Below are 24,741 nucleotides of genomic sequence, written 5' to 3' on the forward strand. Positions count from 1 at the left end.
ATCTCTTAAGAATTATTGTCCACCTTCAATAGCATCAACTTTTACTTTCATTTCTTTATATTTATCGGTCTCACCAACAATACTATAAATATTCATTAAAGTTTTAGCTGCACTTAAGTTTTCACTGTCTAAGTCTAAAGCTTTTTTCAAGTAAGGAATAGCATCTCTGTATAGGCCTTGTCTTTTTTCTCTTAATTCGTCATAACGCTTATCATCAGCTTTTGAAGTTCCTAATCCATTCATTTCATCAATAATAGGCTGTTCTTGACTTAATATTAACGCTGAAATATTAATATATGCGTTTACATAATCAGGATCTAATTCAATCGCCTTTTCATAATAAGCCTTTGCTTCGTCAAATTCATTGGATTCAGCAGATATAACACCTAAGTTATATTGTAATTCTGGGTTTGTAGGGTCCATTTTAGTTGCTTGTTGTAACAAGTTTTTAAACTCCTCTGTATTACCCATTTTATAGTAAACATTAGCTTCAGATAATATCAAATTAATATCCTCAGGACTTTCGGCTCTTGCTTCTTTCATCGCTGCGAGTGCTTTTTCATTATCACCTTGACTCACATAGATTAAAGCAATATTCTTAACAATTTCTGGTAATTTAGACTCCGTTAAACGTTCTCCCGGTTTTATGTGACTACCTGATTTTACATATATGTCTCTGGTATTCTTATCTAAAACCTCCTCTTTTCCGGTTTCTTTATCAATAGCATAGTATTCTTTTTCAATACCAGTATAGCCTAAATCTTTAAGTTTACCGTAAAGCTCAAGAGCCCTATCATAATCTTTAATATTAACAGATGTTGCCGCTGCATAATATAAAAATACGGTGTCCGTTTTTCTTACATTGTAGGCAGACTCAAAATAATTAGATGCTATCTTATAATTTTTCTCTTCATAGGCTTTGTTTCCTTTAGATAAAAAACTATTTAGCATATCGTTTTGAAGTAAACCAACTTCTTCCGTATTACCTGTTACGTTTTTTAAACTAGATAAAGCTTGTTCTATATCTTGCATGCTTGCATTTCCCTTAGCAAATAAAGCCTCAGCATTTAATAGATAATAAGTAGATTTTAATTTCTCGTCTAAAGATGCTAACATAGGCTCCACTTGTTTAAGAGCTTGTTTTGCTTCTGAGAAGTTAGCATTTTTAATTGCTTTTTCTGCAGCTTTTAATTCCTTTTTTTGTGCAAATGAAAATGCACTAATTGAAAGCGCTAAAGCAATGATAATTCGTTTTTTCATTTTGTAATAAATTTAGTTTAATTTTCAGTATTATTTTCTTCTATAGAGTTATCAAGAGTTGTGCCATCTTGTAAATCGTTAGTGTTTTCAACAGTTTCAGATCCTTCAACATCATCTTCATCATGCATTACTTTTGCAACTGCTGCAATAGAATCGTTACCTTTTAAATTGATTAGCTTAACACCTTGAGTTGCTCTACCCATAGTTCTTAAATTCTCAACTGCAAGCCTAATAGCAATACCAGATTTATTAATTATCATTAAATCGTCGCTATCAGTCACTGTTTTAATTGCTACTAAGTTACCAGTTTTTTCGGTAATAGAAATAGTTTTAACACCTTTTCCGCCACGGTTTGTAATTCTATAAACAGCTTCACCATCTTCAGGGTCATCAATATAGGTGCGCTTACCATAACCGTTTTCAGAAACAACTAAAACAGTTTCTTCTAAAGGGTTTTCAACCGTTACCATTCCAATAACTTCATCCTTCGCATTTGCTAAAGTAATACCTCTAACACCTGAAGCATTTCTACCCATTGGTCTTGTTTTAGCCTCTTCAAAACGAATGGCTTTACCAGATTTAAGTGCTAACATAACTTGGCTAGAACCCGTTGTTAATTTAGCCTCTAAAAGTACATCGTCTTCTTTAATAGTAATAGCATTAATACCATTAGTTCTAGGACGCGAATACTGCTCTAAAGAAGTCTTTTTAACTTGGCCGTTTTTAGTAGCCATAATTACGTAATGACTATTAATGTAATCCTCATCTTTTAAATCTTGAGTACAAATAAATGCCATTACTTTATCATCTTGCTCGATGTTTATAAGGTTTTGTATAGCACGCCCTTTGGATGTTTTACTACCTTCTGGAATTTCATAAACACGCATCCAGAAACATTTTCCTTTTTGAGTGAAAAACAGCATATATTGGTGATTTGTACCAACAAATAAATGCTCTAAGAAATCTTCATTTCTTGTAGTTGATGCTTTTTGACCAACTCCTCCTCTATTCTGCGTTTTGTATTCTGTTAATGATGTACGCTTAATATATCCTGCATGCGAAATAGTAATAACAACTTTTTCATCTGGAATCATATCTTCAATACTCAAATCACCACCAGCGTATTCAATAGTAGAACGACGTTCGTCACCGTATTTATCACGAATTACTTCTAATTCTGATTTTATGATGTCCATTCTGCGCTCTTTCTTATCCAAGATATCTTTTAAATCTTCAATGGTTTTCATCAATTCATCATATTCAGAGCGTAATTTGTCTTGCTCTAAACCTGTTAATTGACGTAATCGCATTTCAACTATAGCTTTTGCTTGAATTTCTGAAAGCTTGAAACGTTCTATTAATTTCTCTCGTGCTTCATCAGCATTTGAAGAGGCTCTAATTAAAGCTATAACTTCATCGATATTATCGGAAGCAATAATTAAACCTTCTAAAATATGTGCGCGCTCTTCTGCTTTTCTTAATTCATAAGTAGTTCGCCTTACTACAACTTCGTGTCTGTGTTCAACAAAATAATGAATAAGCTCTTTAAGGTTTAAAAGCTGTGGACGCCCTTTAACTAATGCAATGTTATTTACACTAAATGAGGATTGTAGCGCCGTATATTTGTATAATTTGTTTAATACAATATTTGGTATTGCATCACGCTTTAAAACGTAAACGATGCGCATCCCGTTTCTATCTGATTCATCACGAATAGTAGCAATACCTTCCAGCTTCTTATCGTTAACCAAATCTGCCGTTTTTTTTATCATTTCAGCTTTGTTAATCTGGTATGGAATCTCAGTTACAATGATGCACTCACGTCCTTGAACTTCTTCAATAATTGCTTTACCGCGAATAACAATACGCCCGCGACCTGTATGGAATGCTTCTTTTACTCCATCATATCCGTAAATTGTTCCTCCCGTCGGAAAATCTGGCGCTTTTACATGCTTAATTAATTCATCAATTTCAATCTCACTGTTGTCAATATAAGCTATCGTACCATTAACCACCTCAGTCAAATTATGAGGAGGCATATTGGTTGCCATACCTACCGCTATACCTGATGCACCATTCACTAAAAGTCCTGGAATACGAGTAGGTAATACTGTAGGTTCTTGTAAAGTGTCATCAAAATTTAATTTATGATCAACGGTTTCCTTTTCAATATCTGCCAACATATCTTCAGATATCTTTCGCATGCGTGCTTCTGTATAACGCATTGCTGCTGGACTATCACCATCAATAGAACCAAAATTTCCTTGACCATCTACAAGCATATAACGCAAACTCCATTCTTGAGCCATACGTACCATAGCATCATATACTGATGTATCTCCATGTGGGTGATATTTTCCTAAAACTTCTCCAACTATTCTTGCTGATTTTTTATGTGCTGTATTCGATCTAACACCCAATTCGTGCATACCATAAAGTACACGTCTATGAACCGGTTTTAAACCATCTCTTACATCTGGTAAAGCACGTGACACAATGACCGACATTGAATAATCAATGTATGCCGATTTCATCTCATCCTCAATGTTAATAGGGATCAATTTTTCTCCTTCTGCCATATATAATTTAATTTAATTTTTATCTGTATTTCCAAACATGCTAATATAAGTATTTCGATAGTTACGGTAGGTCTTTTAATCGTATTTTTAGGTTTTTTTTATTAACAATTTCACTCTACTTTTTAGTTAATAAGTATCCCCCAAAAAGTTTTGATTTTATAAAGATTTTTTCGTCAATTAGCACCAAACAGACATTTTTAGGTATAGTTTTTGCCTTAAGTAAAATGTTTTAGTATTTTTAATGCAGAAAGGACACTATTTATGGATGATAATTTTTCCCCAAGAGTAAAAGATGTTATTGCTTTTAGTAAAGAAGAAGCATTACGCTTAGGCCATGATTTTATTGGCACTGAGCATTTAATGCTTGGGCTTTTGCGTGATGGAAACGGAAAGGCAATTAATATATTAAACGCTCTGGATATTGATTTAAATCATTTACGACGTAAAGTTGAAATTTTAAGTCCTGCGAACCCCAATATTGCTGTAGCTTCCAATCAAAAAAAGAACTTACACCTTACACGACAAGCAGAACGCGCTTTAAAAACAACCTTTTTAGAAGCAAAATTATTTCAAAGTACATCTATAAATACAGCGCATTTATTGCTTTGTATTTTAAGGAATGAAAACGACCCTACTACCAAACTTTTAAATAAATTAAAAGTGGACTACGACAATGTTAAAGAACAATTCAAATTTATGATCACAAACGACAACGACTATATAGAGCCTAAGGCTGAATTTCAAGACGATGATGCAAACGCTGAAGATGAAGCTGCAAAGGATAATATTTTTAATGCACCAGCTGGTAAGTCTAACAAAAAATCTAAAACGCCCGTTTTAGATAATTTTGGTAGGGATTTAACCGCTTTAGCCGAAGAAGGCAAGTTAGACCCAGTAGTGGGTAGAGAAAAAGAAATACAACGGGTTTCTCAGGTTTTAAGTAGAAGAAAGAAAAATAACCCACTTTTAATTGGTGAACCTGGTGTCGGTAAATCTGCCATTGCAGAAGGATTAGCGTTAAGAATTGTAAAAAGAAAAGTTTCTAGAATTCTTTTTAATAAGCGTGTAGTAACTTTGGATTTGGCAAGTTTAGTTGCAGGTACAAAGTATAGAGGGCAGTTTGAAGAACGTATGAAAGCCGTAATGAATGAACTTGAAAAGAATGATGACGTTATTCTTTTTATTGATGAAATTCATACAATCGTAGGTGCTGGTGGTGCCACAGGAAGTTTGGACGCATCAAACATGTTTAAACCAGCTTTAGCTAGAGGTGAAATTCAATGTATTGGTGCTACAACACTTGATGAATACAGACAATATATTGAAAAAGATGGTGCTTTAGAACGTCGTTTTCAGAAGGTGATAGTTGAGCCTACTACGGTTGAAGAAACTATAGAAATTCTTAACAATATAAAAGCTAAATACGAAGAACATCACAATGTTGATTATACACCAGAAGCCATTGAAGCTTGTGTGAAATTAACAAACAGATATATGACAGAACGGTTTCTGCCTGACAAAGCCATAGATGCTTTAGATGAAGCTGGTTCTCGTGTACATATTACCAATATTGATGTTCCTCAGCAAATTATAGAGTTAGAAAAGCAACTTGAAGCCATTAAGGAAACAAAAAATGCTGTTGTTAGAAAGCAAAAATATGAGGAAGCTGCAAAACTAAGAGATGATGAAAAACGCATTGAGAAAGAACTTGCTATTGCTCAAGAAAAGTGGGAAGAAGACACTAAACAGCATCGAGAAATTGTTACAGAAGATAATGTTGCGGATGTGGTTTCAATGATGACTGGTGTACCTGTAAATAGAATTGCACAGACTGAAATTAATAAATTGGCTGAACTACCAAACCTTATTAAGGGTAAAGTAATTGGTCAAGATGAAGCAGTTGCTAAAGTGGTTAAGGCTATTCAGCGTAATCGTGCTGGACTTAAAGACCCTAACAAGCCAATTGGTTCATTTATATTCTTAGGTCAAACAGGCGTTGGTAAAACGCAGTTAGCAAAAGTACTTTCCCGCGAATTATTCGATAGTGAAGATTCACTTGTTAGAATTGATATGAGTGAATACATGGAAAAATTTGCTATTTCTCGCTTAATTGGGGCACCTCCAGGTTATGTTGGTTATGAAGAAGGTGGGCAATTAACTGAAAAAGTAAGACGCAAGCCATACGCAGTGATTCTTTTGGATGAAATTGAAAAAGCGCATCCAGACGTATTTAATATGTTACTCCAAGTTTTAGACGATGGCTATTTGACTGATAGTCTAGGAAGAAAAATTGACTTTAGAAATACTATCATAATTATGACATCTAACATTGGAGCCAGAAAGCTAAAAGATTTTGGTACGGGTATTGGTTTTGGTACAGCTTCACAGAAAGCTCAGGAAGATGCCAATGCAAGAAGTGTTATTGAAAATGCGCTTAAAAAATCTTTTGCTCCTGAATTTCTAAATAGAATTGATGATGTTGTGGTATTTAATCCATTAGAAAAAGAGGATATTAATAAAATCATCGATATCGAATTGCAAAAACTTTTAGCAAGAATTAAAGGACTTGGTTATAACCTAACGTTAACCAAAATTGCAAAAGATTTTATAGCTGAAAAAGGTTTTGACAGACAATATGGAGCACGTCCTTTAAAAAGAGCGATTCAAAAATATGTTGAAGATGCCTTAGCTGAAGAGATTGTGGCTTCTCACTTGCAAGACGGCGATAGCATTAAAATTGATTTAGATAAGAAAACGGATGAGTTGAGTATTTCAATTGAAAAAGCTGAAAAACCTACTGAATCTTAATAAATCATTATTTTAATAAATTAAAATCCTACTAATTAAACTTGGTAGGATTTTTTTTTGATAAAACTGTAACAAACTAAAAAAGTATTAATCTATATTTTAATAACTAGAATTTTTTGACGCCAACCCAATTAAATAATGAACAGCTAATCGAGCTCTGTAAATCTGGGAACCAATCTGCGCAATTGGAAATTTACAACAGATATTACAAAGCAATGTACAATACGTCTTTAAGAATTGTAAAGAATAGTTATGAAGCAGAAGATGTTATGCAAGATTCATTATTAGTCGCCTTTACAAAGTTAAATGATTTGAATGACACAAAAATTTTTGGAGCTTGGTTAAAAAGAATAGTTATCAATAAAAGCATTTATCATTATAAGAAGAAGAACAAATATCAAGAGGTAGCTTTAGATGATATCCTTTACAAAGTTGAAGACGAGTCTAACGGAATTGAAAGTGATTATGAGTTTACAAATTTACAAGCACAGCAAGTTTTAAACACCATGAAAACACTTAAAGACAACTACAGAATTGCCTTAACATTAAACTTAATAGAAGGTTATGATTATGAGGAGATTTGTGATATTATGAATTTAACCAATGCCAATTGCAGAACAACCATTTCAAGAGCTAAGGAAAGTTTAAGACAAAAGTTGCAAACGTCAATATTGCATTAAATCTACAGAAACATGAAATGAGCCATTATAAGAAGTTGACACCAAACAAAATAATTATTGGCGAATTACATCTGACCGATAAAAACGATAAAATTAAAACAGATGAAAAAAAATACTATAGAAGATTTATTTACCCATCTAAAAAATGATTTTGACTTTGAAGAACCAAAAGCGAATCATGAACGACGCTTTTTAGGCAAACTAAATAATAATGGCGAGCTACAACTAGTTAATGCTCCAAAACAAAGGCGTCGTTTATGGAAACCACTAATTGGTGTAGCCGCCTCTATAGTATTACTTCTTACAGTATTTATTAGTTCTAAACCAGAGGATGCCATAGGGGATTTAGCAAGTGTATCTCCACAAATGGCAGAAACGCAAGATTTTTTTACGCTTACAATCAATGAAGAATTAACTAAATTAAATCAAGAATCATCTCCAGAGGTACAAGGTTTAATCAATGATGCCTTGGCACAAATAAAAAAATTAGAAGAAGATTATTCATTATTAAAAGAGGATTTGATAGAAAGTGGCGACGACAATAGAGTCATTTATGCCATGATATCAAACTTTCAAAATAGAATAGACATCTTGCAAAACACACTGGATCAAATAAAACAGGTAAAACAGTTAAAAAATTCATCAAATTATGAAGCATCTGAAACTATAATTTAAATAAAATCATCAAATTAATTCAGATGTCAAAAAACGACATTAATCAATAACTAAAAAACGATCACATGAAACGAGCATTACAACTTAAAACCTTATTAGTATTATTAATACTTCCTCTATTTCTGTCTGCTTCAAATGAAGTAAAAGACAAACACTCAAAAACCAAAACTATTAAAAAAGAGTTTTCAGTAAACTCTACTGCAACTTTAAAAGTTAATAATAGCTACGGAAATTTAGATGTAGTTACCTGGAATGAAAATCGAATAGTTTTTGAAATAACAATTACAACCTCAGGAAATGACGAAGAAAAAGTTGAAGAAAAACTAAAAGATATTGATGTAGTCTTTTCAGCAACAACAGATTTGGTCTCTGCTGAAACTAAGTTTAACAAGAACAACTCAAAATCCTGGTGGAAATGGAACAACAAGAACAATGTAAATATGAAAATTAATTATGTAGTTAAAATGCCTATTACAGGTAAAGTTAATTTGAACAATGATTATGGCAACATTAACCTAGAAAAGTTAGAAGGAAAAGCAGAAATTAATTGTGATTACGGGAAAATTACTACCAAAGAACTTATGGCCGATGGTAATGTTTTAAATTTTGACTACACAAAGGGGTGTTATTTTGAATACATAAAAAGTGGTAAAATAAATGCAGACTATAGTGATTACACGGTTTCAAAAACTAAAAACCTAGATATTAATGCAGATTACACGAACTCCAAAATAGAGGTTGCTGAAGACGTTAATTATAATTGTGACTACGGAAATATAAAAATTGACAAGGTTAATAACATAACTGGTAACGGGGATTATTTAACCACCATTATTGGAGATGTGTACAAAAATGTGTCTATAAAGGCAGATTATGGTTCTATAAAAATAAATAGAATGACTGAAAATGCTGGAAATGTTAGCATTAAGTCTGACTATACTGGTATTAAAATTGGTTACGCACCACAATACAATTTTAGTTTTGAAATTAATTTGCAATATGCATCATTAAATAGTGGTAATGACTTAGAGTTTTCTAAAAAAACTGAAAAATCTTTTGATAAATATTATTCAGGACACTATGGAAGTAATTCTACAGGAAACAAAATTAATATCTCATCCGAATACGGGAGTTTAACATTATTCAAAAATTAATCAAATCACAATAAAATAAATCAAAATGAAAACATTAATCAAAAAACAAACAGTATTATTTATCATTGCTCTATTAGTTTCAACAATATCAAACGCTCAATGGAAAAAAGTTAAAGGCAATGGCAATATGACCACAGAAACTAGAACAACTTCCGACTATGAAGGAATAAAATGTGCTGGTTCGTTTGACTACAAATTAGTAAGCGGTACCGAAGGGCAAATAAAAATTGAGGCTGAAGAAAATTTACTTGAATATATTATAGTTGAAGTAAAGGAAAATAATCTAGTGGTTAAAACTAAAAAAGGAGTAAGTCTAAACCCAAGTAATAAACATGGAATTGTCATCACTATTCCTTTTAAAGACATTAACAAAATTTCACTAGCTGGTTCCGGAGATTTATGGAATGAAGATAAAATAAACGCAACAAACCTTTATGTTTCACTTGCTGGTTCGGGAGATATAATTTTAGATATAAATACAACATCAGTTAAAGCGTCCATTGCTGGTTCTGGAGATTTATCTTTAAAGGGGAATACAACCAATTTAGAAGCTCGTGTAGCGGGATCAGGAGATTTTCATGGCTTTGATTTACAATCAAACAATACTGATGTTTCAATAGCTGGTTCTGGAGATGCAAAAGTTGTTAGCAATGAAACTTTAAAAGCTCGAGTGGCAGGTTCTGGAGATATTGTTTATAAAGGCAACCCAAAAATGGATACAAAAGTATCTGGATCTGGCAGTATTACAAATTAATTTTTAAGTATAATTTGAAAAGCAACAATGCAGATTGTTGCTTTTTTTATGTATTATGTTTTGGAACTCTAAATAACAGAATTATTCCAAAGAAAAAGAATATGAATAAAAACAAAATACCGTTACGCATACTCCCTGTGATTTGGTCAATAAATGCAAAAATTACCATACCGATTACAATCCCTATTTTTTCTGCAACATCATAAAAACTAAAGTATGATGTTGTATCATCCGTTTCTGGTAAAAACTTTGAATAAGTAGATCGTGCTAAGGATTGAATGCCTCCCATGACCAACCCAACTATACTTGCCGCAATATAAAACTGCATGGGTGTTTCCATAAAATAGGCATAAAAACACAAGCTCATCCAAATTAAATTCACACCAATAAGTGTTCTTATATTTCCGAATTTTGAAGAGGCTCTAGAGGTTAAAATGGCTCCTAAAACTGCTACTAACTGAATGACTAAAATACTAACAATTAACCCTGTAGTTTTGGCTTCACTACTTCCCCAAGCTATTTCTTCTTCACCAAAATAAACGGCTACTAGCATAATAGTTTGCACCGCCATACTAAATACAAAGAAGGCATATAAATAACGCTTCAATCTTAGGTTTTTCTTTAAGTCTTTCCAAACCAATCGTAACTCTTTAAAACCATTAAATACAACATCTTTGGTTACCTTATGTCCATTTGATGTGCCCTTTGGTAACCAATAAAATGAATATTGACTGAATAATGCCCACCATATACCGACTGTTATAAACGAATAACGCATCATTTGCATTTTAGAAGCACCATCATCTTGACTCATCACCATAGCTAAATTTACTATAAGTAAAATTACACTACCAAAATAGCCCATTGAGAAACCTTTAGCACTCACACTATCCTGCTGTTCTGGAAAAGCAATATCTGGCAAATAGGAATTATAAAACACCAAACTTCCCCAATATCCTATTAATCCCATAAAATAGAATAATAGGCTTAAGTGAATACCTTCAGGTGAAATATCGAACCAATACAAACCAATGCAACCAGCACTTCCAACGTAGCAAAAGAATTTTAAAAAATTCTTTTTATTTCCAACATAATCTGCAATTCCTGAAAGGATTGGAGAGGTAAAAACCACCACTAAAAACGTAAAAGCCGTCACAAAAGTAATGAGTGCAGTACTTTTAAACTCAAAGCCAAAAGCTTGAACCGTTTTTATTTCTGATAAAAAAAGCGCTGAATAAAATATTGGGAATATAGAAGACGCAATAGTTAATGTATAAACCGAATTTGCCCAATCGTAAAATGCCCAAGCATTAAGAAGTTTTTTACTCCCTTTTTCTAATGTTGCCATAATAAAAAAGCTGCTCTTTTGTGAGCAGCTTCTAAAGTAATCAAATATTTTATATAACTAGAATTTTCCTAGTGGTCTAAATTCATTAATACCATATTTTTTTGCTTCAGTTTTAGCTAAAGGTGCTAATTTTTGAAGTTCTGCAATACGCGAATCGTTTGAAGGGTGTGTACTCAAAAATTCGGGTGGTGCTTGTCCTCCACTATTAGCTTTCATACGTTTCCATAATTCTGCAGCTTCATCAGGATTATAACCAGCCACTGCCATTAAATAAAGACCAATTTTATCTGCTTCCGTTTCATGGCCTCTACTAAACGGCAACATCACTCCTACTGTTGAACCTACACCATAGGCTTGGTTAAACATTTCTCTAGATTGATCATCTTTAATTGCTACATTTCCCGCAACCGCACCTAATTGTTGAAGCATTCCTGCACTCATACGTTGTTGTCCGTGATTAGCTAGCGCATGAGCCACTTCATGCCCCATAATAGCAGCAATAGCTGTTTCATTTTCGGCAATAGGCAAAATACCAGTATAAAATACTATTTTTCCACCAGGCATACACCAAGCATTCACTGTAGCATCATTTACCAAATTATATTCCCATTTATAATCTTTTAAATACCCTTGTAGTCCGTTGGCATTCATCCATCGCTCTGCAGCCACCGCTATTCTTTGCCCTACGCGTTTAATCATTTCAGCATCTTTAGTACCAGTAACCACCTTGTTTTCAGATAAAAACTGATTATACTGAGCAAACGAAGAAGGAAATATTTGAGAATTAGGCACTAATGCTAATGTTTTTTTTCCTGTAAATGGATTTGTTGCACAAGCAATTATTAATAGTGCTATTCCTAATGTTAAAATTGTTTTCTTCAAATTCATTTTTATAAATTTTTATTTGTTTATAAAAATACAAAAATCATACCTTTAATCTAATTCTACATTCAAATTTATGAGTTGTAAATAATAAAAATATTTATTCGTTTAACATCCCGTTATGTTTTTAATTCTGAAACGACTATTTTTAATAAAAAATAAAACATGAAAAACTTATTGATTGCTTTAATAACCTTGTTAGTATTTAATTGCAAAGGAAATACACAAACCGAATCCAATGAAACTTATAAAATTTCTAAAACGGAAGCTGAATGGAAAGGACAACTTTCAGATATGGAATTTTATGTGCTGAGAAAAGCAGGGACTGAGCGCCCATTTTCTAGTTCTTTAAACAAAAATTATAACAAAGGAATTTATATTTGTGTAGCTTGTGAAACACCTTTGTTTAAAAGCGAAAACAAGTTTGACTCTGGTACAGGATGGCCTAGCTTTGATAGAGAAATTAAAGGAAATGTAGCCTTTTCAACAGATTATGATTTGGGTTATGCAAGAACTGAGGAGCATTGCGCTAATTGTGGAGGCCATTTAGGTCATGTTTTTAATGACGGTCCAAAAGAAACTACTGGAAAAAGACATTGTATAAATGGTGTCGCTTTAAAATTTATACCCAAGGAATAGTACTGATTAAATGGAAAGTTACTTAACAAGTGTCATTAAGCAATTTGAATATTACAAGAGTCTGGGTGATAAAACAATTAACATACTGTCGTTTGATGAGTTACAAAATGAAATAGCCAAAGATTCTAACTCAATTTCAATTATTGTTAAGCATCTAGTTGGGAATATGCTTAGTAGGTGGACTAACTTTTTAATTGAAGATGGTGAAAAAGAATGGAGACATCGAGACCAAGAGTTTGAAGATACTTATACCTCAAAAAAAGCGCTTTTAAATAATTGGAACAAAGGATGGAATTGTCTTTTTAAAGCTTTGAAACCATTAAGTAACGATGATTTAGAACGTATTGTATATATTAGAAATCAAGGACATACAGTTACCGAAGCCATCAACAGGCAATTAGCACATTACTCGTATCACATTGGACAAATTGTGTTCTTAGGAAAAGTTTTAAAAGGTGAACAATGGCAATCCTTGTCCATTCCCAAAGGAGATTCCTCAAAGTATAATAATGAGAAATTCAGTAAAGAAAAAGGAAGACGTCATTTCACAGATGATTTATAAATTTATAGTAAATAAAAACACCTTCAATTAAATTGAAGGTGTTTTTTGTAAACAAAAGTTGTTATTTAGAATCTAAAACTTTAGTGCTGAAATAACCTATTGATCGGACTATCATACCCTCATCATTAAAGTCGTGAGTATACATTGCTGGCATCACTAGTTTTTTCTTATCAGACTTTCTTATCACTCTAAAGTTCCACCAAGACTGAATAGTCATACCGCCTCCACCAATCTCGTAATCTAACCCATCGGGATAACCAACGACATCTATACTTTCAATTTCATATTTCTTATAAAATTCCTGATGTGCTGCCTTAAGTTCTTCCAAAGTCATGCTTTCTCCAACAGCCATTTCTAAATTATTAAAACTTGCTTTTTCATCAAAATAACTATATGCTTTTTCCAAATCCATATTTTCAAAAGCGGCCATCATTCTTCTCACTTTATTGATATATTTATGCGAGTTATAAAGTGTTCCATTTTTTCTTTCTGAAAAACCTTCGCGTAAGGTTTGAAAAACGGTTCCATCATTATAAGTAATCATTGTGACTATCTTGTTGTCTTTATTCACAAAAAACAATCGGTGTAAAGGCATATTTAATTTCACACCCGTGTCATCATGTACTCCTTTTAGATCATCCCATGTTTGAACCCAAACTTCACCTTTACTATCGGCATATTCCAGGGCATCTGGATAAGCACCTGGAGTTCTTTCAATACTTAAATAAGAAGTGTTGTTCTTCCAGAATAGCGATTGGTTTAAAAACGCTTTTTTCGGAGTACCTTTCGCTTCAGGGTTTGTGTTCATCCCGTTAATCGCTCTGAAATTATCCGCTAAATAAGTTGATAATTTCGTGGTATCACCTTTAATAAATGCTTGCTGCATAGCTTCAACAGCAGTAATTGACGGATGCTCAAGATAGATAGTTCCGTTTTTTTTCTTTTGTGAAAACATGATGATGGAAAATGCCATCATCGCAATTGTTACATGTTTTTTCATTTTTGTTAATTTTGGTTGGTTAATATCTATCAATTTAACAAAAATAATTGGTTATCAGTCAGTTATTATTTTATTTATGTTTTCAACCTCTTTTTAAACGGACGAATAATTAAACGTGCTTCACGATCAAAACGCACATAATTATACACCCAATTTACAAAAACCACCATTCGGTTTCTAAACCCTATCAAGAAAAACAAATGCACAAACATCCAAACATACCAAGCAAAAATGCCTTGAAACTTAAAACGCTTTAAGTCTACTACAGCTTTATTTCTACCAATGGTAGCCATGGCTCCCTTGTCTTTATATTTAAAAGAATGCATAGGTTTTTCTTCAATTAATCGCAATAAATTATCTCCTAACTGTTTCCCTTGCTGAATAGCTGGTTGCGCCATCATCGGCAACCCGTTTGGAAATTCATCATTAATCATACAAGCAATATCTCCTACGGCAAAAATATGATTGAATCCTTTTACTTGATTAAATTCATTTACCAAAATTCGGTTTCCTCGAGTAATAAATTCTTCAGCATCTACCCCTTTAATAGTTGCTCCTTTAACACCAGCAGCCCAAACCACTGTAGCAGTTTCAAAAGTTAAATCTGTATTGGTGGTAACCGTTTTTCCATCATAATTGGTAACACGAACATTTTTCCAAATGTTAACTCCTAACTTTTCTAGAAAATCTTCAGCTTTTTTTGAAGCTTTGTCACTCATACCTTTTAAAATACAATCTGAAGACTGTACAATATGTATTTGAGCTAATCTAGTATCTAAGTCAGGATAGTCTTTTGGTAAAATTCCTTTTTTTATTTCTGCCAAAGCACCAGCCAACTCTACACCTGTTGGTCCACCACCTACAATTACAAAATTCATTAAAGCATTACGTTCATTTAAATCCGAAGTCAACAGAGCATCCTCAAAATTTTCAAGTATTAAACTTCTTAAGTTTAAAGATTGAGGTATGGTTTTCATCGCCATGCTATGCTTTTCTATTTCTGAATTCCCAAAATAATTGGTCTCAGAGCCCGAAGCCACAACTAAATAATCAAACTTAAGTTTACCAATGTCCGTAACCACTTTATTTTTTTCAGTATCAATTTCATCTACATTTGCCAACCGAAAGTAAAAATTTGGGAAATCTTTTAATATTTTCCTAATAGGATAAGCAATAGAATCTGGTTCTAAACCACCTGTGGAAACTTGATATAATAAGGGTTGAAAAGTGTGGTAGTTGTTTTTATCCAAAAGTACAACTTGCACTTCTTGTTTTGATAATTTTTTTGCTAGGGCAACACCTGCAAAACCGCCTCCAATAATAACGACTCTAGGGAAACTTGTTCTTGGTATGTTCATATAATTATACTTGCATACAAAGGTAGTAAAACCCAGATAGATTTCATTATTCACAAGAATGTCAAAATAAAAATATAACATCAATATTTTTTTTCGATTTATCAGATTCTAAATTCTTTTTTAAAAATCGATTTCGTAAATTCGTAACCTAAAATTTAACACATGAGTAAATACGATATTATTGTTCTTGGAAGTGGTCCTGGTGGTTATGTTACTGCAATCAGAGCATCACAATTAGGTTTTAAAACCGCTATTGTTGAAAAAGAAAATTTAGGCGGTGTATGTTTAAATTGGGGCTGTATTCCAACAAAAGCACTCTTAAAGTCCGCTCAAGTTTTTGAATATCTTAAGCATGCTGAAGATTACGGTTTAAACGTGAAAGAGGCAAAACACGATTTTGACGCTGTTGTAAAACGTAGTCGTGGTGTTGCAGATGGCATGAGTAAAGGTGTTCAATTTCTAATGAAAAAGAACAAAATTGATGTTATTAATGGCTTTGGAAAACTAAAACCAGGAAAAAAGGTAGAAGTTGATGGGACTGAATATAGCGCTGATAATATTATAATTGCCACAGGTGCACGTTCTCGTGAATTACCTAGTTTACCGCAAGATGGTGAAAAAGTTATTGGTTATAGAGAAGCTATGAGTTTAAAAAAGCAGCCAAAGAAAATGATTGTTGTTGGTTCTGGGGCTATTGGTGTTGAATTTGCTTATTTCTATAACTCAATGGGTACTGAGGTAACTATTGTTGAGTTTTTACCGAATGTGGTTCCTGTTGAGGATGAAGATGTATCAAAACAATTAGAACGTTCATTTAAAAAGTCTGGAATTAATATTATGACTTCTGCAGAAGTTACTAAAGTAGATACTTCTGGAAAAGGTGTTAAAGCTACAGTAAAGACAAGTAAAGGTGAAGAAGTTTTAGAAGCTGATATTATTTTAAGTGCCGTAGGAATTAAAACAAATATTGAAAACATTGGTTTAGAAGATGTTGGTATTGTTGTGGATAGAGACAAGATAATTGTAAACGATTTTTATCAAACTAACATCCCAGGTTATTATGCTATTGGTGATGTAACTCCAGGCCAAGCATTAGCACACGTTGCTTCTGCGGAAGGAATACTTTGTGTTGAAAAAATTGCTGGTATGCATGTTGAATCGTTGGATTATGGTAATATCCCTGGATGTACATATTGTTCACCTGAAATTGCTAGCGTTGGTTTAACTGAAAAACAAGCTAAGGAAAAAGGCTTGGATATAAAAGTTGGTAAATTTCCGTTTTCTGCTTCTGGTAAAGCAAGTGCAGGTGGAAATAAAGATGGCTTTGTAAAAGTGATTTTTGATGCCAAATATGGAGAGTGGTTAGGTTGCCATATGATTGGTGCGGGTGTAACAGATATGATTGCCGAAGCCGTTTTAGGTAGAAAACTTGAAACTACCGGACACGAAGTTTTAAAAGCAGTTCATCCACATCCAACAATGAGTGAAGCCGTTATGGAAGCTGTTGCTGATGCTTATGACGAAGTAATCCACTTATAATAGATATATTTATACAACTATATAAAAGCAAAAAGTTCCAGAAATTTCTGGAACTTTTTTTATGTTTAAAATTTACGAGAGTTAATAGTCTAAATAAAACTTTGTATGGCTAATTCATAACTCTGTAAACCAAAGCCCAAAATAACCCCTTTTGCATTAGGAGAAATAAAGGACTGATGCCTAAATTCTTCTCTATTAAACGTATTAGATATATGTACTTCAACCACTGGCGTTTCTATGGCTTTTACTGCATCACCAATACCTACAGAAGTATGGGTATACGCCGCAGCATTTAAAATAATACCATCATAGCTAAATCCTACTTCATGTAATTTGTTAATAATTTCACCTTCAATATTAGATTGGAAGTAATCAATTTTAATGTTAGGGTACTTCTCTTTAATTTCTTCTAAAAACTCGGTAAAGGACAAACTGCCATAAATTGCTGGTTCTCGTTTACCAAGTAAGTTTAAATTAGGACCGTTTATGATGGATAGCTTTTTCATGCTGGTAAATATATTAAAAATAAGATATAAAAATAGGAGCATAAAAGCTCCTATTTTTATAAATTAAGCAGGATGTATTTTAAAACTTATACCCTAAACCTGCAAAAAAACCATTAAGTTTTACAGAATATCCACTTGGAGCGTCTTCAATTAAGTTAGCTAACCCTAAATTATATCTGGCCTCAACAAAGAACTTTTCAGATATATCATATGCTACACCTGCCTCAACCCCAAAATTAAAAGATTTTTCACCCTCCTCTGTGTCTAATAAAAAACCTAAACTTGGTCCAGCAAGAATGTTAAACTGTTCCGCAACTGGAAATTTAGCCATTAAAGGAATAGCAATAAAATTTAAATCTTCAACTGAAACAAAAAGCAACTCAGGCTGAAACGTAAATGATTCTGAAGCCTCAATTTCGGTAAAAGCTCCAATATAGAAGCCAGTTTCTGACGTTGAAATATTTTCACCTTCAGCTTTAAATTTTACTGAGGCAAAATCTGCTCCAGCTTTTAGCCCAAAGCTTTGCGCATAACCTACGGTAATTGAAAATACCGTAATAATTAACAATAAAAATGGTTTTTTCATAATTTTAGGTATTAAATGTTTTTGATTGTGCAAATGAATGATATTTTTATTAATAAATATTAAATTTTAACTATTATTTTAACATTTGATTTAAAAAAAACTCTATCAAAATTTACACAACTGATGTTGAGAAATTGATTGCTCTTATATAAACTAATGATTCCGTGGTATCTCCGCGTTTTATGTCCACAAACTACAATTGCAATAGTTAGAATTAATTTTCTTTTCTATTAAACTATATGTGCTATTTAATCAAACACCAAACAAAATTTAGTTTTTTAAAAAGAAAAACTGGCATGAAAATAATTTTCTTCTTACATTCTTTTAATAAATATCTTATTATGAAATAAAAAAAACCGAAGATTAGCTTCGGTCTTTTAAATTTAAAATTGTTTTTTAAAAAGAAAATGCAATTGAAACCTGAAATACACCATTTTTCCAATTTAAGTTGTTTATATCTGGAACCTCAGAGAACCCCATATTATAACGAGCATTCAAGTTTAATCCACTATCAAATTGATAACCTAACCCGACATTACCGCTGAAATCAAATGAATTGACATCGTCTTTTATATCTTCTTCACCAGAATCATATTTATCTTTAGCACTCAATAAAAATCCAAATTGTGGTCCTGCCTCGACATAAAACTCATCAGATAATTTAAGTTGTGCTAATACAGGTACATTAAAATAATTTAAATTAAATGAACCTTCATCAAAGCCATCATCGTAATTTGCACCTTGAGTAGAAAATAGTATCTCTGGCTGGATTGCCAAATTACCATCTTCATCTATGCAAAACCTACCATAACCTCCAACATGAAAACCTGTTCTAGAACTTAAGTCTTCAGTATTTTCTCCAGAAAAAGAAGAAAAATTCACACCTGCTTTAATACCTTTTGTGCAAAAGCAACTAGATAAAGTTAAAGCAGCAAAAATCAAAACAATAAATTTACATTTCATAATAAGCTGATTTTTAGTTGATTAATATCAATAAATTTAATGTTTTAATATGATAAAAACAAACTGAATTAAAAAACAACGATTCAAATATTTACTTTTAAACGAAATTTATAATTAGAACTTAGTAAAATATGGTTCAAAAAAATAGAGGTCTAAAGCCTCTCTGGAATATTTTAATAAAATACATTCTTAATAAAAAATTGAACCCCAAATTATGCTATTTTTACACATATGAAATGGCAAAATGCACTTAAGGATTATCAATTGTATTTACAAATTGAGCGTGGATTATCAAAAAACTCCATAAGCAGTTATACCAATGATGTTCAAAAGTTGACTACGTTTTTAGAAACTAATGATATTGTGGTGTCTCCTACCTCAATATCAACAGAAACCATTCAAGAGTTTATTTATGAAATTGCAAAAAAAGTTAATGCTAGATCTCAATCTCGCATTATTTCAGGATTACGAAGTTTCTTCAATTACCTAGTTTTTGAAGACTATATAAAAAACAATCCTTTAGATTTGATAGAGTCTCCTAAAATAGGCAGAAAACTTCCTGATACTTTATCAGAAGTAGAAATAGATAAAATAATTGGCGCTGTAGATTTAAGTAAACCTGAAGGCGAGCGCAATAGGGCGATGCTAGAAACTTTATACGGATGTGGTTTGCGCGTTAGTGAACTTATAAACCTTAAAATATCGGATTTATTTTTTGATGAAGGGTTTATAAAAGTTACTGGTAAGGGAGATAAACAACGCTTTGTTCCTATTGTAGAAATTACTCAGAAATACATCAACATTTATAGACATGAAGTTAGAAACCATTTAAATATTCAAGCCGGTTATGAAGATACACTGTTTTTAAACCGTAGAGGCAAGAAACTAACTCGTGCAATGATTTTTACTATTATAAAACAACTCGCTGAAAAAATAGGATTAAAGAAAAGTATATCACCACATACATTCAGACATTCATTTGCAACACATCTTCTTCAAAATAATGCCGACTTACGTTCTATACAATTAATGTTAGGACATGAAAGTATTACGACTACTGAAATATATGTTCATTTAGATAAAAGCCATTTAACCAAAGTGGTAGAGCAATTTCATCCAAGAAAATAAAAAATCCAGCGATTGCTGGATTTTAATTCAAGAATTTTTAACTACCTATTTAGCAATATTAACGGCACGCGTTTCTCTAATTACAGTAACCTTTACTTGCCCTGGATAGGTCATGTCCGTTTGTACTTTTTGCGAAATACTAAACGATAAGTCTGCCGCTTTTTGGTCATCAACTTTTTCACTTTCTACAATCACGCGCAACTCTCTACCTGCTTGAATAGCATAGGCTTTTTTTACACCAGTGAAACCAAAAGCGATATCTTCTAAGTCTTTCAAACGTTGAATATAACTATCTAAAACTTGACGACGCGCACCAGGACGTGCACCTGAAATAGCATCGCAAACTTGGATTATTGGCGCTAACAATGACTTCATTTCAATTTCATCGTGATGCGCTCCAATAGCGTTACAAACATCATCCTTTTCACCAAACTTTTCTGCCCATTGCATTCCTAGAATTGCATGAGGAGTTTCCATATCTGCTTCAGCATCTGGTACTTTACCTATATCGTGTAATAAACCTGCACGTTTTGCTAATTTTGGGTTTAACCCTAATTCAGCTGCCATCACACCACAAAGTTTTGCAACTTCACGTGAGTGTTGTAATAAGTTCTGTCCGTAAGACGAACGATATTTCATTCTACCCACCATTTTGATAAGCTCCGGATGGAGGTTATGTATACCTAAATCAATAACGGTCCTCTTTCCTACCTCAATAATCTCCTGTTCGATTTGTTTTTTAGTTTTCTCAACAACCTCCTCAATTCTAGCAGGATGTATTCTACCATCTGTAACTAGTTTATGTAATGATAAGCGAGCAATTTCGCGTCGTACAGAATCAAAACAAGATAATATAATGGCTTCAGGCGTATCATCAACTATAATTTCAACACCAGTTGCGGCTTCTATAGCACGAATATTTCTACCTTCACGACCAATGATGCGCCCTTTTACATCATCCGATTCAATATTAAAAACGGACACGCAATTATCTACCGCCTCTTCTGTTCCAATGCGTTGAATCGTATTTATTATAATCTTTTTAGCATCTTGTTCAGCAGTTAATTTTGCTTCTTCTAAGGAACTTTGAATGTAAGCCATGGCATCATTTTTAGCCTCACCTTTTAAAGATTCGACTAACTGTTCTTTGGCCTCTTCTGCAGAAAGGCTAGAAATTACTTCTAATTGTTGTACCTGACTTTTATGAAGTTTATCAAGTTCTTCTTGCTTTTTCTCAATAACATCTAGTCTATGATTATAATCTTTTATTTTACTTTCTAAGCTATCGTTAAGCTTTTTACTCTTAGAAAGTTCATTAGATATTTGAGATTCTTTATCGCGTGTACGCTTTTCGGCATCCGACATTTTTTTATCACGATCTAAAATTACCTTTTCGTGTTCTGCCTTAAGCTCTAAAAATTTTTCTTTGGCCTGAAGTATTTTGTCTTTTTTTATGCTCTCGCCTTCACTATTCGCCTGTTTTAATATTAATGTGGCACTTTTTTTAGCTTCTTTTACAAGTTTTGAAGCATTATTTTTTTCGAGTGTTTTTGCTATTATAAAGCCAATAATTAGCCCTAAAACAACACCCCCTACTGCAAATATAATTGAGTTATCCATCCTTATTTAGTTGATTTTAGTATATAAAAAAGCCTACATCAGTTTAGAGTTTTGTATAAACCCCTTAAAAACAAGTTTAGGGCTAACAAGCTGATCAAGGATCTGCTCAAGGCAGCCTGCTTTTACAACTTAAACTCACCCTTTTTAAAGAATTAACGTTGAGTTTATCAAAAAAAATAACTAATGTAGGCAGTAACTTTTAGTTTATTTTAAAGAACGTACAAGAGACTAAATATGCGATTGCAATAATTCATTTAAAGCCTTTATTTTAGCTTCAACATGCTCATTAACTGTTGCTTTATCAATAGACTTCTGTTCAACTTGAGAAGCAAATTGTAAAGCACACATGGCTAATACATCTTGTTTATCTCGAACAGAATAACTTTGCTCAAATTGCTTTATCATAAATTCTATGTTCTTAGCTGCTTTACGCAATCCTTCTTCTTGATGAGGCTCAATCGTTAAAGGATATACTCTGTTAGCTATAGATAGCTTTATTTTAAGCTTTTCTGACATGTAATTTATGTTGCCTTAATCTGAAAGTTGACCAATACAATGATCTATATCCCGAATTAATGCGTTTATTTTAAGCTTAGTTTCTCTTTTATTATCGTCACTACCAAGTATCGTATTTGCCATTTTTAGGGCTTCGTACTTTTCTTCCCAATCTGTAATTTGCTCCTTATGAGTTAAAATTTCTTGCTGAGAAACTTCTAATTCTTCATTTAATTTCAAATTGGCAAGCTTTAAAAGCTCTAACTTGTGTAATACCTTACTAATCTTGTTTTCTAATGAATCTACAATATCTTCAATATTACTCATTTACAAATTTCAATACTTATATCACAAAGTTAACATACCTAGCCATAAATTACAATTGTTTTTTCATAAAATTTTAAAATCATTTATTTATACCCATAAACACTAGTCTGGTTTGATTTTTGTATAAAGCTTTGCATATTCACATCAAATTAATACTTTAGCCATAGATAGATTTTTATGAGATTAATCCTGTCCCTACTTTTAGTTTTACCATTATTTTCTAGCGCTCAAAATAATTACCCGCAAGATTATTTTAGCAGTCCGCTTGAAATTCCGTTAATTTTATCAGGCACCTTTGCAGAATTGCGGTCTAATCATTTTCATTCTGGATTGGATATAAAAACGCAGCAACGAACCGGTTTAAAGGTTAAAGCTTCTGCTAGTGGTTTTGTAAGTAGAATAAAAGTATCACACTTTGGTTACGGAAAAGCTTTATATATAACCCACCCCAACGGATACACTACCGTATATGCTCATTTGCAAAAGTTCTCTCCAGAAATTGAAGCGTATGTTAAAAAACAGCAATATGATAAAGAATCATATGAAGTTGAAATGTTCCCAAATCCTGAAGTTTTACCTGTTACAAAAGATAGCATCGTAGCATATAGTGGTAATACGGGAGGTTCTGGTGGTCCGCATTTGCATTATGAAATTCGAGACAAGGAAGAACGCCCTATAAACCCAATGCTTTTTGGTATTGATATAAAAGATACAACAACACCCATCGTAAAATCAATTTACGCCTATCCACTAGATGAAAATTCCTCAATAAACAAAATGAATAAAAAGCAGGAATTAAGGCTAATTCCCTTAAAAAATGGTGATTATGCAGTAGAAGGAATTGAAGCTATTGGAACCATAGGTTTTGGAATTGAAACTAACGATAGACAAGATTTGGCAGCCAACTCTAATGGTGTTTATAATATCCAAACTTTTGTTAATGGTAATAGAAATTTTGAAATAGATTTCAAACGCTTCTCATTTGATGAAACAAAACACATAAATCAGTTAATTGATTACGAACATTATTCTGAGAAAAAGAAACGCATTCAAAAATTATTCATTAAAAATAGTCCTTTAAGTCTGTATAAATCAACTATAAAAGATGGCTTTTTAACAATTGCCGATAGCACCAATACAGTTTATAAAATTAGAATAGCCGATTATAAAAACAACGAAACTTGGGTAACATTAAACATTAAAGGAGCAACAAATACCATTTCTGAACCTGTAAAAATAAAAACAACACCTTACTTTATAAAAGCAGACCAAACTACAAATTTAAACAAAGGAAATGTTACAGTAAACATCTATAAAGATACTTTTTATGAAGATTTTTATATGGATTTTGAAGTAAATAACGATACGCTCATTTTACACGACGATATTGTTCCAACTAGAAAAAGTTTCAATATTAATTATGATGTTAGCAATTATACAAATGAGGATAAGAACAAACTTTACATTGCTCGATTGGTAGGTTACAGAAAAAACTATCCTATTTACACCTATACTAAGAGAAATGGAAACACTTTAACCGCTTATTCAAAAGTCTTAGGTACTTATAACCTAGCAACCGACACAATTAATCCAACTATTAAGCCTGTTAATTTTAAAAATGAACAATGGCTTAGTAATTATAGATATTTAAAAGTAGAAATTGATGATGAAGGTTCAGGAGTTTCAAATTATAGAGCTACTGTAAATGGAAAGTGGATTTTAATGGAGTACGATTACAAAACTAAAACACTTACACACGATTTTAATGATGGCGTAATAACTGATACAAAAAACAATTTAAAGGTAATTGTAACCGATAATGTTGGAAATAATTCTACTTTTGAAGCGTTATTTTATCGAAAATAAACTTTACAACTT

Annotated in this window: 22 protein-coding genes and 1 other RNA gene; 10 read left to right on the forward strand and 13 right to left on the reverse strand. The window is 32.4% G+C overall.

Annotated elements, in window-relative coordinates; genetic code table 11:
- Positions 1-12: 12 nt before the first annotated feature.
- Positions 13-1,260, reverse strand: coding sequence for a tetratricopeptide repeat protein (locus tag L3X39_RS09480; protein WP_237231544.1), 1,248 nt, complete (start codon positions 1,258-1,260; stop codon positions 13-15).
- Positions 1,261-1,277: 17 nt separating this feature from the next.
- On the reverse strand, positions 1,278-3,839 hold the full coding sequence (gene gyrA / locus L3X39_RS09485; RefSeq protein WP_237231545.1) for a DNA gyrase subunit A: 2,562 nt from the start codon (positions 3,837-3,839) through the stop codon (positions 1,278-1,280).
- Positions 3,840-4,100: 261 nt separating this feature from the next.
- Here gyrA and L3X39_RS09490 point away from each other — a divergent pair, with 261 nt between their 5' ends.
- From L3X39_RS09490 to L3X39_RS09510, 5 genes are all read left to right on the forward strand, one after another.
- Positions 4,101-6,647: an ATP-dependent Clp protease ATP-binding subunit gene (locus L3X39_RS09490; protein WP_237231546.1), complete on the forward strand. Its 2,547-nt coding sequence runs from the start codon at positions 4,101-4,103 to the stop codon at positions 6,645-6,647.
- 116 nt (positions 6,648-6,763) lie between these two features.
- A complete protein-coding gene (locus tag L3X39_RS09495; protein ID WP_237231547.1) occupies positions 6,764-7,327 on the forward strand; it encodes an RNA polymerase sigma factor in 564 nt (187 codons plus the stop codon).
- 102 nt (positions 7,328-7,429) lie between these two features.
- A complete protein-coding gene (locus L3X39_RS09500; RefSeq protein WP_237231548.1) occupies positions 7,430-8,002 on the forward strand; it encodes a hypothetical protein in 573 nt (190 codons plus the stop codon).
- Positions 8,003-8,067: 65 nt separating this feature from the next.
- Positions 8,068-9,156 (forward strand): DUF4097 domain-containing protein, encoded by a 1,089-nt coding sequence (locus tag L3X39_RS09505; protein WP_237231549.1) that lies wholly within the window; start codon positions 8,068-8,070, stop codon positions 9,154-9,156.
- A 25-nt stretch (positions 9,157-9,181) separates the two neighbouring features.
- On the forward strand, positions 9,182-9,910 hold the full coding sequence (locus L3X39_RS09510; protein ID WP_237231550.1) for a head GIN domain-containing protein: 729 nt from the start codon (positions 9,182-9,184) through the stop codon (positions 9,908-9,910).
- Positions 9,911-9,956: 46 nt separating this feature from the next.
- Here L3X39_RS09510 and L3X39_RS09515 read toward each other — a convergent pair whose 3' ends face one another.
- Both L3X39_RS09515 and L3X39_RS09520 read right to left on the reverse strand, forming a co-directional pair.
- Positions 9,957-11,258, reverse strand: a complete 1,302-nt coding sequence (locus L3X39_RS09515; RefSeq protein WP_237231551.1) for an MFS transporter — start codon at positions 11,256-11,258, stop codon at positions 9,957-9,959.
- A 57-nt stretch (positions 11,259-11,315) separates the two neighbouring features.
- The gene (locus L3X39_RS09520; protein WP_237231552.1) at positions 11,316-12,146 is read right to left on the reverse strand and encodes a M48 family metallopeptidase; all 831 of its coding nucleotides are present in this window, start codon (positions 12,144-12,146) and stop codon (positions 11,316-11,318) included.
- A 159-nt stretch (positions 12,147-12,305) separates the two neighbouring features.
- Here L3X39_RS09520 and msrB point away from each other — a divergent pair, with 159 nt between their 5' ends.
- Complete coding sequence (msrB, locus tag L3X39_RS09525) at positions 12,306-12,779, forward strand: peptide-methionine (R)-S-oxide reductase MsrB (protein WP_237231553.1); 474 nt, start codon at positions 12,306-12,308, stop codon at positions 12,777-12,779.
- A gap of 10 nt (positions 12,780-12,789) precedes the next feature.
- Positions 12,790-13,341, forward strand: coding sequence for a DUF1572 family protein (locus L3X39_RS09530; protein ID WP_237231554.1), 552 nt, complete (start codon positions 12,790-12,792; stop codon positions 13,339-13,341).
- A gap of 61 nt (positions 13,342-13,402) precedes the next feature.
- Here the strand turns inward: L3X39_RS09530 and L3X39_RS09535 are convergent, their stop codons facing one another.
- Both L3X39_RS09535 and L3X39_RS09540 read right to left on the reverse strand, forming a co-directional pair.
- Positions 13,403-14,341: a nuclear transport factor 2-like protein gene (locus L3X39_RS09535; RefSeq protein ID WP_237231555.1), complete on the reverse strand. Its 939-nt coding sequence runs from the start codon at positions 14,339-14,341 to the stop codon at positions 13,403-13,405.
- Positions 14,342-14,415: 74 nt separating this feature from the next.
- Positions 14,416-15,699 carry an NAD(P)/FAD-dependent oxidoreductase gene (locus L3X39_RS09540; RefSeq protein ID WP_237231556.1) on the reverse strand — a complete coding sequence of 428 codons (1,284 nt, stop codon included), beginning with the start codon at positions 15,697-15,699 and terminating at the stop codon, positions 14,416-14,418.
- Positions 15,700-15,861: 162 nt separating this feature from the next.
- On the opposite strand from L3X39_RS09540, the gene lpdA reads away from it, so the two are divergent.
- Positions 15,862-17,238 (forward strand): dihydrolipoyl dehydrogenase, encoded by a 1,377-nt coding sequence (gene lpdA, locus L3X39_RS09545; RefSeq protein WP_237231557.1) that lies wholly within the window; start codon positions 15,862-15,864, stop codon positions 17,236-17,238.
- An 89-nt stretch (positions 17,239-17,327) separates the two neighbouring features.
- On the opposite strand, the gene aroQ is transcribed toward lpdA, so the two are convergent.
- The 3 genes from aroQ to L3X39_RS09560 form a co-directional block, all read right to left on the reverse strand.
- Positions 17,328-17,744 (reverse strand): type II 3-dehydroquinate dehydratase, encoded by a 417-nt coding sequence (gene aroQ / locus L3X39_RS09550; protein WP_237231558.1) that lies wholly within the window; start codon positions 17,742-17,744, stop codon positions 17,328-17,330.
- A gap of 79 nt (positions 17,745-17,823) precedes the next feature.
- Positions 17,824-18,330: a porin family protein gene (locus tag L3X39_RS09555; protein WP_237231559.1), complete on the reverse strand. Its 507-nt coding sequence runs from the start codon at positions 18,328-18,330 to the stop codon at positions 17,824-17,826.
- A gap of 396 nt (positions 18,331-18,726) precedes the next feature.
- Positions 18,727-19,293: a porin family protein gene (locus L3X39_RS09560; protein WP_237231560.1), complete on the reverse strand. Its 567-nt coding sequence runs from the start codon at positions 19,291-19,293 to the stop codon at positions 18,727-18,729.
- A 231-nt stretch (positions 19,294-19,524) separates the two neighbouring features.
- Between L3X39_RS09560 and xerD the strand changes: the two genes are divergently transcribed.
- Entirely contained in the window at positions 19,525-20,421 is an 897-nt protein-coding gene (xerD, locus tag L3X39_RS09565) for a site-specific tyrosine recombinase XerD (RefSeq protein WP_237231561.1), read from the forward strand.
- Between the two features lie 45 nt (positions 20,422-20,466).
- On the opposite strand, the gene rny is transcribed toward xerD, so the two are convergent.
- From rny to L3X39_RS09585, 4 genes are all read right to left on the reverse strand, one after another.
- On the reverse strand, positions 20,467-22,041 hold the full coding sequence (gene rny / locus L3X39_RS09570; RefSeq protein WP_237231562.1) for a ribonuclease Y: 1,575 nt from the start codon (positions 22,039-22,041) through the stop codon (positions 20,467-20,469).
- A gap of 57 nt (positions 22,042-22,098) precedes the next feature.
- A non-coding RNA gene (ssrS, locus tag L3X39_RS09575) (6S RNA) lies at positions 22,099-22,205 on the reverse strand.
- Between the two features lie 64 nt (positions 22,206-22,269).
- A complete protein-coding gene (locus L3X39_RS09580; protein ID WP_237231563.1) occupies positions 22,270-22,557 on the reverse strand; it encodes a cell division protein ZapA in 288 nt (95 codons plus the stop codon).
- A gap of 15 nt (positions 22,558-22,572) precedes the next feature.
- Positions 22,573-22,863 (reverse strand): coiled-coil domain-containing protein, encoded by a 291-nt coding sequence (locus L3X39_RS09585; protein WP_237231564.1) that lies wholly within the window; start codon positions 22,861-22,863, stop codon positions 22,573-22,575.
- A 177-nt stretch (positions 22,864-23,040) separates the two neighbouring features.
- Between L3X39_RS09585 and L3X39_RS09590 the strand changes: the two genes are divergently transcribed.
- Positions 23,041-24,729 carry a M23 family metallopeptidase gene (locus tag L3X39_RS09590; protein ID WP_237231565.1) on the forward strand — a complete coding sequence of 563 codons (1,689 nt, stop codon included), beginning with the start codon at positions 23,041-23,043 and terminating at the stop codon, positions 24,727-24,729.
- Positions 24,730-24,741: the final 12 nt, after the last annotated feature.

This window comes from Flaviramulus multivorans (assembly GCF_021728415.1).
Lineage (GTDB): Bacteria > Bacteroidota > Bacteroidia > Flavobacteriales > Flavobacteriaceae > Sabulilitoribacter > Sabulilitoribacter multivorans.

Excerpts from the sequence above, each read along its gene's own strand:
- L3X39_RS09480 (WP_237231544.1), bottom strand. The coding sequence starts at position 1,260 with ATGAAAAAACGAATTATCATTGCTTTAGCGCTTTCAATTAGTGCATTT.
- gyrA (WP_237231545.1), bottom strand. The coding sequence starts at position 3,839 with ATGGCAGAAGGAGAAAAATTGATCCCTATTAACATTGAGGATGAGATG.
- L3X39_RS09490 (WP_237231546.1), top strand. The coding sequence starts at position 4,101 with ATGGATGATAATTTTTCCCCAAGAGTAAAAGATGTTATTGCTTTTAGT.
- L3X39_RS09500 (WP_237231548.1), top strand. The coding sequence starts at position 7,430 with ATGAAAAAAAATACTATAGAAGATTTATTTACCCATCTAAAAAATGAT.
- L3X39_RS09505 (WP_237231549.1), top strand. The coding sequence starts at position 8,068 with ATGAAACGAGCATTACAACTTAAAACCTTATTAGTATTATTAATACTT.
- L3X39_RS09510 (WP_237231550.1), top strand. The coding sequence starts at position 9,182 with ATGAAAACATTAATCAAAAAACAAACAGTATTATTTATCATTGCTCTA.
- L3X39_RS09515 (WP_237231551.1), bottom strand. The coding sequence starts at position 11,258 with ATGGCAACATTAGAAAAAGGGAGTAAAAAACTTCTTAATGCTTGGGCA.
- L3X39_RS09520 (WP_237231552.1), bottom strand. The coding sequence starts at position 12,146 with ATGAATTTGAAGAAAACAATTTTAACATTAGGAATAGCACTATTAATA.
- msrB (WP_237231553.1), top strand. The coding sequence starts at position 12,306 with ATGAAAAACTTATTGATTGCTTTAATAACCTTGTTAGTATTTAATTGC.
- L3X39_RS09530 (WP_237231554.1), top strand. The coding sequence starts at position 12,790 with ATGGAAAGTTACTTAACAAGTGTCATTAAGCAATTTGAATATTACAAG.
- L3X39_RS09535 (WP_237231555.1), bottom strand. The coding sequence starts at position 14,341 with ATGAAAAAACATGTAACAATTGCGATGATGGCATTTTCCATCATCATG.
- L3X39_RS09540 (WP_237231556.1), bottom strand. The coding sequence starts at position 15,699 with ATGAACATACCAAGAACAAGTTTCCCTAGAGTCGTTATTATTGGAGGC.
- lpdA (WP_237231557.1), top strand. The coding sequence starts at position 15,862 with ATGAGTAAATACGATATTATTGTTCTTGGAAGTGGTCCTGGTGGTTAT.
- aroQ (WP_237231558.1), bottom strand. The coding sequence starts at position 17,744 with ATGAAAAAGCTATCCATCATAAACGGTCCTAATTTAAACTTACTTGGT.
- L3X39_RS09555 (WP_237231559.1), bottom strand. The coding sequence starts at position 18,330 with ATGAAAAAACCATTTTTATTGTTAATTATTACGGTATTTTCAATTACC.
- L3X39_RS09560 (WP_237231560.1), bottom strand. The coding sequence starts at position 19,293 with ATGAAATGTAAATTTATTGTTTTGATTTTTGCTGCTTTAACTTTATCT.
- xerD (WP_237231561.1), top strand. The coding sequence starts at position 19,525 with ATGAAATGGCAAAATGCACTTAAGGATTATCAATTGTATTTACAAATT.
- rny (WP_237231562.1), bottom strand. The coding sequence starts at position 22,041 with ATGGATAACTCAATTATATTTGCAGTAGGGGGTGTTGTTTTAGGGCTA.
- L3X39_RS09580 (WP_237231563.1), bottom strand. The coding sequence starts at position 22,557 with ATGTCAGAAAAGCTTAAAATAAAGCTATCTATAGCTAACAGAGTATAT.
- L3X39_RS09585 (WP_237231564.1), bottom strand. The coding sequence starts at position 22,863 with ATGAGTAATATTGAAGATATTGTAGATTCATTAGAAAACAAGATTAGT.
- L3X39_RS09590 (WP_237231565.1), top strand. The coding sequence starts at position 23,041 with ATGAGATTAATCCTGTCCCTACTTTTAGTTTTACCATTATTTTCTAGC.